The organism is Effusibacillus dendaii (genome assembly GCF_015097055.1).
GTDB lineage: Bacteria > Bacillota > Bacilli > Tumebacillales > Effusibacillaceae > Effusibacillus > Effusibacillus dendaii.
The window spans coordinates 1,852,127-1,867,156 of record NZ_AP023366.1 but is presented as its reverse complement, the minus strand read 5'-3'; the positions used below and the strand labels follow the sequence as shown (position 1 = coordinate 1,867,156).

The 15,030-nt window shown below is 50.2% G+C and carries 15 protein-coding genes; 8 read left to right on the top strand and 7 right to left on the bottom strand.

Annotated features, from left to right (window positions below; translation table 11 throughout):
* Positions 1–310: 310 nt before the first annotated feature.
* Positions 311–649 (bottom strand): DUF2935 domain-containing protein, encoded by a 339-nt coding sequence (locus tag skT53_RS10105; protein WP_200756540.1) that lies wholly within the window; start codon positions 647–649, stop codon positions 311–313.
* A gap of 143 nt (positions 650–792) precedes the next feature.
* Here skT53_RS10105 and skT53_RS10100 point away from each other — a divergent pair, with 143 nt between their 5' ends.
* Genes skT53_RS10100 through skT53_RS10085 form a run of 4 tightly spaced genes read left to right on the top strand, consistent with a single transcriptional unit; the run spans position 793 to position 5,334 of the window.
* On the top strand, positions 793–2,754 hold the full coding sequence (locus skT53_RS10100) for a spore germination protein (RefSeq protein ID WP_200756538.1): 1,962 nt from the start codon (positions 793–795) through the stop codon (positions 2,752–2,754).
* A complete protein-coding gene (locus skT53_RS10095) occupies positions 2,747–3,868 on the top strand; it encodes a GerAB/ArcD/ProY family transporter (RefSeq protein WP_200756536.1) in 1,122 nt (373 codons plus the stop codon). Before skT53_RS10100 ends, skT53_RS10095 begins: the two co-directional genes overlap by 8 nt.
* Complete coding sequence (locus skT53_RS10090; protein ID WP_200756534.1) at positions 3,840–5,141, top strand: Ger(x)C family spore germination protein; 1,302 nt, start codon at positions 3,840–3,842, stop codon at positions 5,139–5,141. The genes skT53_RS10095 and skT53_RS10090 overlap by 29 nt, the downstream gene beginning before the upstream one ends.
* Positions 5,142–5,154: 13 nt before the next feature.
* Positions 5,155–5,334: a hypothetical protein gene (locus skT53_RS10085; RefSeq protein WP_200756532.1), complete on the top strand. Its 180-nt coding sequence runs from the start codon at positions 5,155–5,157 to the stop codon at positions 5,332–5,334.
* An 84-nt stretch (positions 5,335–5,418) separates the two neighbouring features.
* Here the strand turns inward: skT53_RS10085 and skT53_RS10080 are convergent, their stop codons facing one another.
* Positions 5,419–6,111 (bottom strand): YhcN/YlaJ family sporulation lipoprotein, encoded by a 693-nt coding sequence (locus skT53_RS10080; protein WP_200756530.1) that lies wholly within the window; start codon positions 6,109–6,111, stop codon positions 5,419–5,421.
* 181 nt (positions 6,112–6,292) lie between these two features.
* On the opposite strand from skT53_RS10080, the gene rnhA reads away from it, so the two are divergent.
* From rnhA to queG, 3 genes are read left to right on the top strand one after another with little or no spacing between them, the layout of a single operon-like run.
* Positions 6,293–6,724 carry a ribonuclease HI gene (gene rnhA, locus skT53_RS10075; RefSeq protein WP_200756528.1) on the top strand — a complete coding sequence of 144 codons (432 nt, stop codon included), beginning with the start codon at positions 6,293–6,295 and terminating at the stop codon, positions 6,722–6,724.
* A 48-nt stretch (positions 6,725–6,772) separates the two neighbouring features.
* A complete protein-coding gene (locus tag skT53_RS10070) occupies positions 6,773–7,900 on the top strand; it encodes a glycosyltransferase (RefSeq protein ID WP_200756525.1) in 1,128 nt (375 codons plus the stop codon).
* A gap of 39 nt (positions 7,901–7,939) precedes the next feature.
* On the top strand, positions 7,940–9,088 hold the full coding sequence (gene queG, locus skT53_RS10065) for a tRNA epoxyqueuosine(34) reductase QueG (RefSeq protein WP_200756523.1): 1,149 nt from the start codon (positions 7,940–7,942) through the stop codon (positions 9,086–9,088).
* A 13-nt stretch (positions 9,089–9,101) separates the two neighbouring features.
* Here queG and skT53_RS10060 read toward each other — a convergent pair whose 3' ends face one another.
* A complete protein-coding gene (locus tag skT53_RS10060) occupies positions 9,102–10,388 on the bottom strand; it encodes a CotS family spore coat protein (RefSeq protein WP_200756521.1) in 1,287 nt (428 codons plus the stop codon).
* 124 nt (positions 10,389–10,512) lie between these two features.
* On the opposite strand from skT53_RS10060, the gene skT53_RS10055 reads away from it, so the two are divergent.
* Entirely contained in the window at positions 10,513–11,727 is a 1,215-nt protein-coding gene (locus skT53_RS10055; protein ID WP_200756519.1) for a M14 family metallopeptidase, read from the top strand.
* A 360-nt stretch (positions 11,728–12,087) separates the two neighbouring features.
* Here skT53_RS10055 and skT53_RS10050 read toward each other — a convergent pair whose 3' ends face one another.
* The 4 genes from skT53_RS10050 to skT53_RS10040 form a co-directional block, all read right to left on the bottom strand.
* Positions 12,088–13,164, bottom strand: coding sequence for an isocitrate/isopropylmalate family dehydrogenase (locus tag skT53_RS10050; protein WP_200756512.1), 1,077 nt, complete (start codon positions 13,162–13,164; stop codon positions 12,088–12,090).
* A gap of 41 nt (positions 13,165–13,205) precedes the next feature.
* Positions 13,206–13,820, bottom strand: coding sequence for an aconitase family protein (locus skT53_RS10045; protein ID WP_226375176.1), 615 nt, complete (start codon positions 13,818–13,820; stop codon positions 13,206–13,208).
* A complete protein-coding gene (locus skT53_RS18540; protein ID WP_226375175.1) occupies positions 13,736–14,125 on the bottom strand; it encodes a hypothetical protein in 390 nt (129 codons plus the stop codon). Before skT53_RS18540 ends, skT53_RS10045 begins: the two co-directional genes overlap by 85 nt.
* A gap of 84 nt (positions 14,126–14,209) precedes the next feature.
* The gene (locus skT53_RS10040) at positions 14,210–14,959 is read right to left on the bottom strand and encodes an IclR family transcriptional regulator (RefSeq protein WP_200756510.1); all 750 of its coding nucleotides are present in this window, start codon (positions 14,957–14,959) and stop codon (positions 14,210–14,212) included.
* Positions 14,960–15,030: the final 71 nt, after the last annotated feature.

The window sequence follows — 15,030 nt, the reverse complement described above, 5'->3', positions numbered from 1 at the left end:
AGTCGGTTTCTTCTCCCCGCTGTAAAAGCTAGCAACGAAAGGAGACCGGGTTGCCGTTAAACGGCTTGCATGCATGGCTCTCTTTCCGTGTAGATCGAAAACGAACTGTTTCGGAACAAGTGATTCACTGCGTATGTGATACACCGTTCCGGGTTCGGTTTCAGTCACACGGAATGAGAGCCGTTTATGCATGTGGCGTGCAGACGGCAACCCTTTTCCCCCCTCTACCCTTCACGTGTTGCCTCTTCGACGCGCGGCGCTGTGGGATCTCCGTCCGGAAACGCCACATCTGATACTTGCGCCAGTTTGATTAAGTAGTAGTATTCTTCCCTTGCCAACCGAATGTGATTTCGCCTGTCAGGTGCCTGCGCAACAGATGCAGTTTGAATTCGCGGATTTGCTGGGAGTATTGGTAGGCTTGCTGATGCACATAAAGCAGCTCTGGATTGGTCAAATTGGCCCGTACCTGTTCCAACAACTGATCAAACACGTAGATGAAGTAAGAAGCCCATTGAATTTCTTCCGTTTCGATCGGCGACAATCCGTTTAGCATGAACCGATGATCGCCAAGCACCTGCAGCCAGAACCGCTGCTCGAACAGAGCCGCTTCCCGGTAGCCCGCATGGCGGTTGTTTTGTCCCTTATTCACTCATAACGTATGAGCAAACGCCCAAATGAGTGCGGGTCGCGGAACGCGGTTACCGCCAGAGTGAACCATTGCTAAGCCAAATCATGTATGGTCAGGCAATGGTTGGGAAACATAGGGACAAATTAGATTTGCAGGAGGTACGTATGTCATTTTGGTCAAAAATCGGTCGCCTCTTTACAGTGGATGATTCGATTATGGACGAGGACTTCTCTTTGGTTCCCCATGATCAAGGAGGTGGAAACACGAACGGGGACGAGCGGAAACAGGACACAAATGACCATGGAGCAGGAAATATAGACGGCAGGGAACAGGAAAAGGATGGGGAAAACCACGAAGAAGAGAAAGAAAAAGACATTGAAACGGATGAAAAAAAAGCAAAGGCAAAAACGGTCAAGCCCAAAAAAATGATTCCTGATAAGGAGACAGGAGCGATCAAACTCCACTCCCAATCAGAAAAAAATGAAAATGAAAAGCAAGAAGATAAACAAAAAAAAGCAGCTCAGGAAATCAAAGATAAGCCCATTCCAGAGAAAGTATCGGAGCAGCTGTACATAAATCGCGCATGGGTGGAAAAGATTTTTCACATGCCGACAAATGCGGATGTGATTATCCGTGATTTTACCATTCCACTTTCCAATCCAATAAAAGCGTTTGCCGTGTTTATAGAAGGAATATCCAGTAAAGAAACAATCAATTCATTTATATTGGAACCGTTAATGTTGTTGGCTGAACTTCGATCGGAAAGTATGGAAGAAGGCGCTCTGAAGACAGTGAAGGAAAAACTTCTTCCCGGAAATCAAGTGATGGAATATGAATTATGGGAAGATGTTAAGAAAAATATTTTATCCGGTTCTACGGCGCTATTCCTCGAAGGGGCCAAGAAAGTGCTGATTATTGAATCAAAAGGTTGGGAGCAGCGGGGTGTCGGGGAAACCCAAACGGAAACAGTGGTTCGGGGGCCACACGATGCTTTCACCGAGAACTTGCGTGCAAATACGGGATTGGTGCGTTCCCGCTTGCGTACGGAAAGTTTAATTACGGAAATGATGCAAGTTGGAGAACTGGCGCCGACTGACGTAGCAGTCATGTATGTCGATGGTATCACCAATCCAAAGCTTGTCCAGGAAGTTAAAAGGAGAATTAAGGGAATTAAGGTTGATTTTCTTCAAGACAGCGGACAATTGGAACAATTCATCGAAGATCCGCCGAAAGGATTTATACCGCGAATGATGGCGACCGAACGGCCGGACAGGGTGGCCGCCTCGTTGGCGGAAGGTTTTGTTGTTGTGTTTGTCGGTCAAAGTCCGTACGGTTTGATTCTCCCAACGTTCCTTTGGTCGCTTCTCCATACGGCGGAGGATGCCTATCTGCGCTTTCCGTTCGGCTCTTTTATCCGCTTAATCCGGTTTGTTTCCTTCTTAATGGCGCTTTTGCTGCCGGCTATGTACATCGCGGTAACCAATTACCATCCGGAAATGATTCCCACCGACCTGATGTTGGCGATCGCGGCGGCACGGGAGCTCGTCCCTTTTCCGGTGGTACTTGAAGTGTTGCTGATGGAACTATCCTTGGAATTGATTCGAGAAGCGGGGATTCGGATTCCGAATGTGATTGGGCCGACAATCGGAATAGTGGGCGCGTTGATTCTGGGACAGGCTGCGGTTCAGGCCGGCATTATTTCTCCCTTGCTGGTGATAGTTGTTGCCCTAACGGCACTGGCCTCCTTCACAATGCCTAACTATAATTTTTCATTTGCCGTCCGCACACTGCGTTTTGTATTCATTTTGGTTGCGGCTATTTGGGGATTCTACGGAATTACGTTGGGGGTTATGGCGCTGCTGATGAATTGGGCCACTATTAAGTCGTTCGGTATTCCCATGCTTTCAGTCGTTGCGCCATTTAAACCGTCTTCACCTGATGTGATTTTGCGTGGACCGATTTTTAAACAAGAAAACCGCCCTTCCGCCTTGCGTCCTCAGGATTCAAGAAGACAGCGTCATTTTACCCGGCGTTGGGATCCGACAACGCACGATTCTGAGGAGGCCCGACGGCAATTGGAAAAGGATAACTCATTACTGGATCAAGGTGGTGATCAACGTGATTAAGACAGGGCATCTGGGACGGTATGAGTTGCTCGCTCTCGTTGTGATCTTGGCGATAGCAGATATTTTTCTTAACTTCCCCCAACAATTGGTTCGGATGGGCGGCTCTGCAGGATGGATGATCCCGCTTGTGTCGATGGGAATTTGTCTGATTGTATGGATGCTTATTGGCCCCGTTCTGGCACGGCAAAGGACAGGCAATCTTCTATTTCTTGCCCGAAGCAGATTTGGCCGGTGGGGTACAGGAGCCGCCTCTTTACTGGTGGCACTGTTTCTGGTGTTGGACACTGCCAACACGGTCCGAATGTTTACGGAGACGGTTATTACAGAGATTCTGCCAAGGTCCCCGATATCATTTGTAATAGCTCCTTTAATGGTTGTTCTTGTCTATTATGCGTATACGGGCATTGAAGGACTGTCCCGGGTGGCATTGGTTCTTACTCCCTGGCTTCTGATCGCAATCACCTTGTTGCTGGCGTTTAACGGGAACTGGATGAATCTGGATTATATATTGCCTCTATGGGGCCGTGGTGTACCGGCTCTTTTGTTTAGCGGGGGCATCGTTACTGGAATTTTTACAAATATCCTATTGCTGGCCATTTTTGCATCCTTGCTGCGTAATCCGGCTGATTCATTAAAAATCGGCTTTTGGAGCATTTTGATAGTTGGATTGGTTTATTCAATCGTGACATTGGTGTTCCTTCTTGTGTTTCCCTCCGAAGCGGCTGTACGGGTACCGATTCCGCTGTATCAGTTGGGACGGTTGATTTATGTCGGGCGTTTTTTCCAACGCTTGGAGGCAGGATTTGCTTTTTTCTGGATAGCCGCAGCTGTCATTAAAATAGCGGTAAGCTTATGGACCAGCAGTTATTTGATAGCGTCGGTATTCAGGATGCCGGTCAACAGGCCGCTTGTTTTTCCGATCGCTTTGATTGTATATTCACTGTCTTTTGTTCCACAGAGTTTTACAGAGACGCTGGAATTAAATATGAATTACCGTTTGCGTTGGGGATGGATCATAGTGATCGGGCTTCCCATGTTGCTATTGTTATGGATGCGTGATCGAACAAGGAAGGAGGGGAAGGGTGATGAGTCGGATTCGCCGCAAACTTCTTAGTTTGGTGCTCGTTGTTGTTGTGACGCTTCCCGTCACGGGCTGTTATGATCGTGTTGAATTGGAAGGGATGGCGTTCGTTGTGTCGCTGGGATTAGATAAAGGGCCCGACAATACGATCGACGTGACTGCAAGAATTGCCGTTCCCAGGAAACTGGCTGTCGGTCCCGGTGGCGGCGGCGGTGGTGGCGGTGGCGGCAAGGACGAAGCGGTAAGCGGTGCCAAGCCTGTTACAGTCAGAGCCCACTCCATTGCGGAAGCATTGAATCTGTTGAATACAACCGTCGAACGGAGAATTTCTTTGATTCACCTGGCGAATATCGCTATAGGCGAAGCTTTGGCGAGGGAAGGCATTGTCCCGGTGCTTCGGCCATTGGTCCGTTATCGGGAGTTTCGGCGAACGACAACAGTCTTTATAATACCTGGCAACGTAAGGGAAGCTTACGAAATGAACAAACCGATTCTCGAACAGTCAGTCACCCGATTCACAGAATCAGTTGACGATGTTGGCCGCCATACCGGATTGTTTGCCAGCAAAAAACTGCACGAGATCCTGGTCGCATTGGAAACGGTCAATGAAGATCCGATTGCATCGGTCTTCGCGGTAAATCAAATGGTAAAGAAACAAACAAAAGCATCTTCTGAGCAAGAAGCAGTTTCAATGAAACAAGAAGCGACAGAGTCAAACCTGTCGTTCGAGCCGGGGAAAGTGGTACGAATGGGAGGGAACCCGGCAGAATTTGTTGGCACGGCCATTTTTCAAAAAGACCGTCTGGTGACGTATCTGGATGGAATTGATACCCGGATGTTGTTGATTATCCGCGGAGAACTTCTGCGCACACAAATGGATTTTCCCGATCCTATAGACAAAGGAAAATATGTAGGATTGGAATTAAAGCATGCAAGGACTCCTGTCATCCATGTGGATCTCAAATCCAATCCTGTGCGGGTGACAATTCGCCAAAGACTGGAGGGCGAACTGACTGGGGTTCAGAGTGCAATCGATTATACCAGGGAGGATAACATGAACCTGCTTGAAAGATCGGTCAGGGAGCGGCTGGAAAGAAGACAAGAAACATTGATCAAGCAAATCTTTCATGAATATCAGGCGGATCCGTTCGGGGTGTTCAAACGAACACGAGGACAATTTGCGACCGACGAAGAATTGCACAAATTTAATTTACGTGAAAAATTGAAGGATGCCGAGGTAAATGTGAGTGTGGATCTCCAGATCAGGCGTGTGGGGCTGGTATTAACGCCAATCCAAGAGAAGTAGAAAGGGGCATGTTATGAAGTGGCTTAGCCTGATTGCCCAAATGATCGTTCCGGTGGTAATTGTGATCTATACTGTCAACTTCGGACGCTGGATGGCATTAAAAAAGATCAGATCAGGCGCGTTCGGCGCATACCTAATTGCGGCCACCGCGTTCGGTCTGACGGTTTGGGTTTTGCTCAAAAACAACTTATAAATTTTTGGGGTGTCTGATTGTCGATGATTGAAAAAGATTGCAAAAATAAAAAAAGAGGGAGGGCAGGTCATCCCCTCCCACTTTCTAAGGTTTTGCAGCAGGAAAGATCCGCTTAATCGTCTGGTTAAAATCGTTTGCAAACTGCTGCATCGAACCCCCGTCTTGGATATAACGGGCATACCCTTGAAGCTGGTTTACATCTTCAAACTTGCCTGTAATATGAACGCGGTTCACGTTCGGGGCCATCGATCTTACTTTTTGCTCAATCTGGCGAATCAGTTCCGGATCGACGTTGTTTGTGGCACTCCCTACAAGATTTGCTGTATTGGTTCTGGGGGATTGATTGGTGTTGGGGATCGGTTGCCCTGACTGTGTAACCCCGCTTTGATTCAGATTGGATGTCTGCCCGTTTATCTGGTTGGGAACTCCTTTACCTGACAGCGGCGATTTATTAGGTACGCCGTTACTGTCATAGTAACTTCCAAACGGCTGCTTCATATAGGCATCCGGATGTTTTTCGTCTCCGATCACATGTGCTCCCACATACGCTTCACCGTTCTTAATCAAAACGGCCGCCCCTTGCAACCCCGGAATTTTATTCAATTCATCGGCAATTCGGTAATCCGCTTTGATTCCTTCTGAAATCATTTCGGGTGGTTCCTTCTGCTGTATGTTGCCTTGACGGGGATTGGCGTTTTTACTTGTCTGACAGGCAGAAAGTGTAGCGGCAAATGTGAAACCCAAAACTACTGCGAGTATATAAGTGCGAGGACGCATACTGGGACTCCTTTCCTCTCGATCGATAGGATACCACTAGCATGGTCATGCAATCGGCAAATTATGTATGGACATGCCGGGAAGGATAACATATGGAATCGCAACAGGAGGTGTCACCGCATGCTGGTATACTGTCAGTGTGGTATACTCGAAAAAACACCTGATGAAAGGGAGAAGCCCAATGAAAGAGGTAACCATTTATACGGACGGGGCTTGTTCCGGCAATCCGGGACCGGGCGGTTGGGCTGCCGTTTTGCTCTACGGGGATGTTACGAAAGAGATTTCCGGGGGAGAAGCGGTTACGACAAATAACAAGATGGAGCTGACCGCTGCCGTAGAAGCGTTGAAGATTTTGAAAGAACCGTGTCGGGTGAATCTGCATAGCGACTCCGCTTATCTGATTAATTGCTTTAAAGAAAAATGGTATGTGGGTTGGGAAAAAAACGGCTGGGTCAACTCGAAAAAAGAACCGGTTGCGAACAAGGAACTTTGGCAGGAACTGCTTCGACTCTACCGTACTCACGATGTCCACTGGGTAAAAGTGAAAGGGCATGCGGGCGTTCATTGGAATGAACGCTGCGATGAATTGGCTCGCGCCGCCATGCCGAAATAGGGCGACGGTTTTATAAACGAATGGAAATGAAACAAACGGGGTGTCTTGGTGAATCTTGTATTGTTGGGGATTTATCCCTGGAATTATTCACAATTGAGCGATACGGTCCGTTCCATGACGAGTGCGATGCAAGCACAAGACGTGAATCGGATTTTTCTAAATCCGTACGCGGAACAGCGGTCATTCTCATTTGACTGGCGATCACGTGAAGCGGACGGGATACAGATATGGAATCCGCCTTACAGTTTTATACCTACTCGTTATGGGCTGCACCGTTTTCGTGAAAAACTGTCTGCCGCCAAGATTGCATCTGCCATGACGCGGTTTTTGGCAAGCGATTGGCGGGAACAGACCGTGTTGTACGTTACGGCTTCCACATTGGAGCAGTCGTACGAGTATGTGAAAATCCTGCAGCCCAAACGGCTCGTGTTTGACATATTGGACGATAATTTGGGGTTCCCCGGTATTCCGGAGCAAAAACTTCGTGAGCTGAAGCGAATGTTTCTGGAGATTGCCGAACAGGCGGAACGGATCACAGCTGTCTCCCGGTACCTGGTGGAACAGACAAGCGATTGGACGGGGAAACAGGTCGAGTATCTGCCAAACGGAGTTGATATTGATCTGTTTCGGCGTGGGTCTGCAGAGGAACCGGCTGATATCCATGAGATTTTGCATCCCCGTCTGACTTTTCTAGGGGCAATCACCAGTTGGATTGATCTCGCCCTGTTGCGGGAAACGGCATACAAATTACCTGATGCGCAGCTTGTAATGATCGGACCGGTGTTCGATTCGGCGGATGCAAACATGCTGGCAGAACTGCGGAGCATGCCGAACGTGCATTTTCTGGGAGCGAAACCTGTCCAGCAAGTGCCTGCTTATCTGCATGCGTCTGATGTGCTGCTGCTGCCTCGTACAAACGATCCGTATTCGTTGGCCTGCGATCCGATCAAACTGTATGAATATCTGGCTACGGGCAAACCGATCGTGTCCACGGATCATCCAAGCGTGAGACGATTTTCAGAAGTGGTGGAAACAGGGACTGACAGCGAACAATTTATAGCGGGCATTCAAAAATCACTCCGTCGCGATGCTGCCATTGCCGAAAAACAGGCCCGCCTGATCGAAAGTTTGTCGTGGCAAGCGAGGGCGGAACGTTTGTTGAAACTGCTGTCTTGACCTGTTTGCCGGGAAGCGCTTACAGGAGGAGGGGGGCCGATGACAACATCAATTGAATCTCCGGCAGCAACGTCTCAATGGGAATTAACGAGGCAGGATATGGAACAGATTCGGGAACAGTTAGGCATTGATCTGCTTGGGGTAACGACCGCAGAACCGTTTCCCGACGTGCTGCGAACGCTGCAAATGTACCGGGAAAAAGGATATGAATCCGGTTTTGAACATCCGGTCCTGGAAGAGCGGATTGATCCGGCTGCGGCGCTCCCAAACGCAAAATCGATCATCTCGATTGCGATGGCATACCATACAGAACAGCACAAAACGCTGCGCCGACCGAAAGGAATCCGTGGAGCTATGTCCAAATATGTGTGGGGACTTGATTACCATCATGTGCTGCGGGATAAGCTGAATGATCTCGCATCTGAAATCGAACGGCGGATCGGACGCAAGATCGATTTTCATTCTTCTGTTGATACCGGTCCGTTAGTGGACCGTTCCGTTGCCCAACGGGCAGGACTTGGATGGTTTGGCAAACATTGTTCCATCATTACCGAAAAGTTCGGTTCCTGGGTGTTTCTGGGTCAACTTGTAACAGATGTACGAATTGAACCATCTCCCCCCGGCCCGACTTCGCTTTGCGGCGATTGTGATCTGTGCATGCGGGCTTGTCCGACTGGCGCGTTGGTCGATCCTTTCACAACAGACTCCAGCCGCTGTTTGTCCTATATCACACAGATGAAGGGGTTTGTGCCGGAAGAATTCCGTTCCAAGTTCGGCACGCGAATTTGGGGATGTGATACCTGTCAGGCCGTGTGTCCGGCGAATAAAGAAAAACAGGCCGCGGTGCACGAATCATTTTTGCCGGAGCAGGATCTGTCATTCCCCGATTTGTTGGAGATTTTAAACCTCAGCAACCGGGAATTCAAACGGATCTACGGAAAAACGGCTGCCGCCTGGCGAGGATTGACCGTTGTAAAACGAAACGCCATCATTGCGCTAGGCAATATACGGGATGTTCGTGCAGTTCCGAAGCTGATCGAACTGCTTGCCGACAACCGTCCGGAAATCCGGGGAACGGCCGCCTGGGCGCTTGGCCGAATTGGCGGAGAGGATGCAAGAAAAGCCGTTCAAGCGGCCCGTGAAACGGAAACGGACGAGCAGGTTCGCCGCGAAATGGATTGGGTATAGCTGCGGAACGTCCCTAAGGACCTTTGTGGCGCTCGACATGAGCAGCAAAATCCTCCAGAAAGGATTGTCTGTCCGCTTCCTGTTCCTGCAGCTGTTCCAATGCGGCCAATGTATAGGGGGACGATTTCCGCAGGTAATGGTTCCGGCAGTTCCGCCACACCGAATGGGGAAACGTGAGGATCGACTGCAGGATGGTGTACTCCGCATGACGCAGAGGTTCTACCTGGTTTACCTGCACCAAGGAGATCAGGGCGAATTCCCGTTGCCAGCGGTTTGCCTGCAGACTGCGCCGCATCATATGACCAATGTCCAGCATGCGGGGAGCGTAGGAAAGACGGTCAAAGTCAATCAGACAGATCTGATTTTGCGGGGTAAAAATCAGGTTTGTCGGTGTGATGTCAAGATGGGCAAGTCCCGGGTCCTCCTCCTCCTGTTTCAGAAAATGTACCACGCGGGGATCGTTCAACAGCTTGACCGCCTGCAGGGCCTGTTTTTTGTAGGCGGGAAGATAACGCAACACGAACCGGTCTACATCGTCCGGTTTTCGTTTTTCTTTCGCTTTCGTTAGGAATTGGTCCAATTGTTGGGTGCGGGTCTGCAGAAGATGCTTCAAAATAATCGATTCCGGTTGGTAAGAGACTGACACAAACCCGCGCGCGGCCCGGTGGAATTCCGCGATTGTCAATGCAGATTCGGCGACATGGCGCACCGATGAAAAATCGGCCGTCTGTCCTTCAATCCATTGCGTCACGTAGTAGGTCTGATCCCCCAGCAGCGTGAAAAAAAATCCATTTGTGTTCGGAATCATGCGGGAAACACGGTGAAACCCGTTTTGGGCGACATGCTGCAAGGCGTGCGCGATAAACCGGATTTGTTTTTGCGGCAGTCTCGTTTTTTTAAGCGCCACCGGCCCTGTGGACGTATTCAGGAGGATGACAGACCCATGTGGTACGACCGATTCCACGGAAAACGCGTATTGTTTTAACACATTTGGATCATACCCGTATTTTTGCAGAAGGGGAGCAGGGTCTTCCTTCTGAACGCCCGCTTCCCGTCCCTCCCCGTAATCCTCGTCATTCTCCTCTGGTTGTTGTTGCGGCTGTTGTTGCGACTCGTCTTGGGGTTGTGGCTGGTCTTGGGGTTGTGGCTGATGCTGCGGTTGGTACTGCCTACTTTTTGTCTCCCGATTCAGATTTTGATTCAGGTTATGAAAAAAATGGGGAGGGGTAACCAACTCGCCCCAGAGATTTTTAAAAAAGGGAGAAACGCGCCGTGTCAAGGCTGATAATTTTTTCTTCATGAATATCACCTCACATGCCCACAAGTCTTGCTATACGATATGAAAGATAGGCAAAAATGGGATGGGCACCATCCCAACCTCACATGAATAGGCTAGCATCGATAATGCTCTGAGGAGGATCGATATGCAGCCGCCTAACACATTCCAATATGTTGTGAAACCAGGGGACACGCTTTATCGGATTGCCTACCGGTTTAGCATTCGGATGGAAACGTTGCTGGCCGCCAATCCCCAGCTTGGCAATCCGTCGATATTGGTGCCCGGTCAAATTTTATACGTTCCGCGCCGCAGTTGGCAGTTGTATGTGATTCAACCGGGTGATACATTGTACAAAATTGGCCGTAAATTTGGGGTAACGGTGGCGCAATTGCAAAGCGTCAACCCCGGAATCGATCCGAACCGGCTGCAGATCGGAGAGGTCATCAATATTCCAGATACGTTGCCGGCCACGATTGTAGTCCCTCGGGAAGATTATGGCTATGATGAGATGATGGCCGATTTGCAAACTCTGCAAAGTCGGTTTTCATTTGTCAATCAGGAAATGATCGGGGAATCGGTACTGGGACGCCCAATTCCGGTTGTGAATATGGGAAGCGGGCGGAAACAGGTTTTTTATAGTGGATCGTTTCATGCAAACGAATGGATGACAACGATCCTTCTGATGAGGTTTATCGAAGAATATGCAAAAGCGTATGAACTGAAGCGAACGATCGGCCGTTTCCACATACCGACTCTTTTTGCGGAAACTTCGCTTTGGATTGTGCCGATGGTCAATCCGGATGGAGTGGAATTGGTGCAGGAAGGGATTACACCGGACAACCCGTATTTTGAGGAAGTGTTGACAATAAACGGCGGCAGCCGCGATTTCAGCCAGTGGAAAGCGAATATTCGGGGCGTTGACCTGAATGACCAGTTCCCTGCCCATTGGCAGGAAGAAGTGGCCCGACGGGCCGTCGATGGTCCTGCCCCTCGTAATTATCCGGGTGTATGTCCCTTATTTGAACCGGAATCGAAAGCAATGGCCGATTTTACAAGTCTGCATGATTTCCGCCTGGTGATCGCCTTCCATTCGCAGGGAGAGGAAATTTTTGGGGGATACCGTGAAATGGAGCCGCCGGAATCGGAAGAGATTGCCCGTATTTTTACGGAAGCGAGCGGGTATAGAACGATCCGGTATGTAGACAGTGACGCCGGATTTAAAGACTGGTTTATCCAGCAGTGGCGTCGCCCCGGATTTACGGTGGAAGTCGGGCGGGGAACAAATCCGCTACCGATCAGCCAGTTTTGGGATATTTGGGGCAAAACGATTGGGATTCTGCTGGCCGGTTTGGCTGTGTAGATTCGCAGCTTGCTCCTTGCGATTTCCGAAAGCGGATGTGCAGGCACCTCATCTCTCGGACAGATGCGAAAGGCTGCTTTCCTGTCGGTAAGTCGAAACCGACTTTTCGACAGGAAAGCATCGCATCCGAGTCCGCGAAAGCGTCACCCGCACGTCCACTCCGGGCCAGGGCAGCAAAGCATCTCGTTCGGTGCACAGTGCGTACGGTCCTGCACTCCGTAAGAAGCAGCAGCGAAAGAGATGGGGTTGCCGTCGAACGGCTCGCATGCATGGCTCTCGTACCGTGTAGATCGAAATCGGACCGTTTCGGAACAAGTGATTCGCGGCGTAAGTGATACTCGCAATGGGGCGCCGTCGTTTTTACGACAGCGTACTCCACACTTCAAGTTTGGTTTTTATCCGTTGAATCACTTCATCCGTAAACTCGCGCGTACCGGCGGAACCACCCAGGTCGGCCGTGCGAATCCCGCCGACAATCGCTTCCAAAGTTGCTTCATAGATGGCCCGGGACGCAAGGTCTGCTTCCGGCAGGTGGAAGAAAGAAAGCAGAGCGGCTCCCGCCATAATCATGGCCATCGGGTTGGCCACGTTTTTGCCAAACAACGAGGGGGCCGTACCGTGCGGCGCTTCTGCCATTACCGTACGGGGATTGTATTGTTCATCAAATGCAATCAACAGAGATTCAGCCCCTGCAATCGAACCAAACATCTGCAGCACCAGATCGGACAGGCAGTCACCATCCCGGTTTAACGCCGGAATCACCAGCGGTTCTCCGGAGGAATTGAGCAGCAGCGCATAAGTGGCGTCGATTAACTGCGGATCATACCGCACGTCTTTGTTTTTCTCGGCTGCCCGGTCCATTTCCTCTTTCAGCATTCCTTCGTAAACCGGGGAGACGGTGTATTTCGGTCCACCGAACACTTTCGCCTTCATTTTTCGTGCTTGAATAAAGGAAAATTCGGCCACCCCCCGGCAAACACGACGGCTGATTTTTTCCGTGCGAAATGCGACTTCGTCAAGCCCTTCGCCTTCCCGCCACTCTTTTGCTCCGTACGCATCGTCAACTGCCATGCGGACTACGGAAATGGGGGCGTGAATGCCAGGCAGCGGATTGACACCTGGAATTCTCCGGCCTGTCCGAATAATCACGGTTCCGTCAATTCCTTTCCGCAAAATGGCGTTAGGAGACCCTACATCGCCTGACGTTTCAGGTGTAATGGTAGCCGCCTTGATACCAAAACCGTATTCCTTCATGGCGGCCGCCGCTTCTGTAACTACCTGATTTTTCGTTTTGCGGCGGTTTTCCAAAGACAGGTCAAATCGCTTGAATTCGATTGGCAATCCGATCACCGACGGATCGAGTACGCGCAGCGCTTCTTCCAGTAATTCCTGACCGGTTTGGTCGCCTTCCATCACAACAACAGTTTTCTTCTCCACTATCCTTCACCTCTGTATGGACCTCCGCCGTAAAAACCGTTTTAGCCGGCCTGCTGTTTCGTATAGTTCAGCAAACCGCCGGCGACAAGTATCTCTGACTGGCGTTTCGTGAGGTCATGTTTGACTGTAACTTGTGTGCCTTTTGTAACATTTTGAACGGTGATCGAATTCCCGCCCAGAATCTGATCCCGCAGGTTCTCTATTTTTAGTTCATCTCCCTGATCGATTGCGTCAAAATCGGATTCGTTCGCAAACGTCAGCGGAATAATTCCAAAGTTCACCAGATTGGCGCGGTGAATACGGGCGAACGATTTGGCAATAACCGCTTTTACACCCAAATACATGGGAGCCAGTGCGGCATGTTCACGGGATGAGCCCTGTCCATAATTGGCGCCGCCGACGCCACCCTTCACTGTCATACGGCGAAGCACTTCGAGAATGATATCTTTCGCCGCCACCCAAGGCTGCAGAGTGCGTTTCCGTTCGACTTTGACAACTTTTGGCATGGCGAGATAAAAGGGGCTGCCCGCCATAGCTACTGCTACATCAAGACCACCTGCACCGATCGCAATCATACCCATACCGCCGGAAGTGGGTGTGTGGGAATCGAAGCCGAGCAGCGTTTTGCCCGGTTCGGCAAACCGTTCCAGATGCACCTGATGACAATTCCCGTTGCCAGGTCTTGAAAAATAGACGCCTGCTTAGCCGCAATCGTCTGCAGAAAACGGTGGTCGTCCGCATTTTCAAACCCCGATTGGAGCATGTTGTGGTCGACATAGCTGACTGACAACTCCGTTTTCACTTTCGGTACTCCCATTGCTTCAAACTGCAGGTAGGCCATTGTCCCGGTCGCGTCCTGTGTCAATGTTTGGTCGATCCGGATGGCGATTTCTTTACCGGCTTCCATCTCACCTGAGACAAGATGAGCTCCCGGTATTTTTTGCGTTAGATTTTTGCCCAAGGGAATTCCTTCTCTACTGACAGAAAGTGACTCCTGTACTGTAGAGTTCCAAACGGACACGGATTGCATGCGCAGTCATCGCTGTCAACGGGCGAGCATCTTGCTGATCAATTGGGCAGTGCGTTGGGCAGCCGGAATGAAACGGTTGACCGCCTTATCTGTAAATCGGTCGACTGGACCGGAAATGGAGAGAGCCGCTACGATTTGTTTGTCGCGTCCAAAAATCGGGACGGCGACAGCGGCCGCTCCTGTCTCCCGCTCCTCAATCGAAATGGCATATCCCTTTTCTCTCGTTTGTTGCAGCGCCTCTTTGAATGGCCGTTTTGGCAGATCTTTTGGCCAACTTGGGTCATTCATAACTTCATCCAACAAGTGGGAGTCAAGCCAGGCCAGCAACACTTTGCCTGATGCACCGACATGAAGCGGCAATCGTTGACCGATGTTGGCGACCCGCCGAACCGGCTGGTTGCTTTCAACCGCTTGCGTACGTATCCGCTCATTCCCGACACGGATATAGAGCGAGATGGTTTCCCCCACTTCGTCGCGGAGCTGCGTCATTTCCGGCAATACGATTGAGGAGAGGTCATCCGATTGGTACACGTTGCTGACCAGTTCCAGCACACTCCAGCCGAGGCGGTATTTTTCAGTTTGCGGATGGCGCCGGATAAATCCTCTACTTTCCAAAGAAGTGAGCAGGCGATGCACCGTGCTTTTGTGAAGGTTGACCTTTTTTGCAATATCGCTGAGTCCCAGTTCCATCTCCATGCCGGAGAAGCACAGCAGAATATCAAGTGCCCGTTCAACAGACCTTACCGTTCCTTTTTCCTGTTCCATAAGACACCCACCGCCGCCGGAAAGTATTTGTTTCATTATACGAAACGACGTTTCATACAATAGTATACCAT

Coding starts and splice junctions, on each gene's coding strand:
- skT53_RS10060 (WP_200756521.1), bottom strand. CDS start 10,388: ATGAAGAAAAAATTATCAGCCTTGACACGGCGCGTTTCTCCCTTTTTT.
- skT53_RS10100 (WP_200756538.1), top strand. CDS start 793: ATGTCATTTTGGTCAAAAATCGGTCGCCTCTTTACAGTGGATGATTCG.
- rnhA (WP_200756528.1), top strand. CDS start 6,293: ATGAAAGAGGTAACCATTTATACGGACGGGGCTTGTTCCGGCAATCCG.
- skT53_RS10085 (WP_200756532.1), top strand. CDS start 5,155: ATGAAGTGGCTTAGCCTGATTGCCCAAATGATCGTTCCGGTGGTAATT.
- queG (WP_200756523.1), top strand. CDS start 7,940: ATGACAACATCAATTGAATCTCCGGCAGCAACGTCTCAATGGGAATTA.
- skT53_RS10080 (WP_200756530.1), bottom strand. CDS start 6,111: ATGCGTCCTCGCACTTATATACTCGCAGTAGTTTTGGGTTTCACATTT.
- skT53_RS10055 (WP_200756519.1), top strand. CDS start 10,513: ATGCAGCCGCCTAACACATTCCAATATGTTGTGAAACCAGGGGACACG.
- skT53_RS10040 (WP_200756510.1), bottom strand. CDS start 14,959: ATGGAACAGGAAAAAGGAACGGTAAGGTCTGTTGAACGGGCACTTGAT.
- skT53_RS10090 (WP_200756534.1), top strand. CDS start 3,840: ATGAGTCGGATTCGCCGCAAACTTCTTAGTTTGGTGCTCGTTGTTGTT.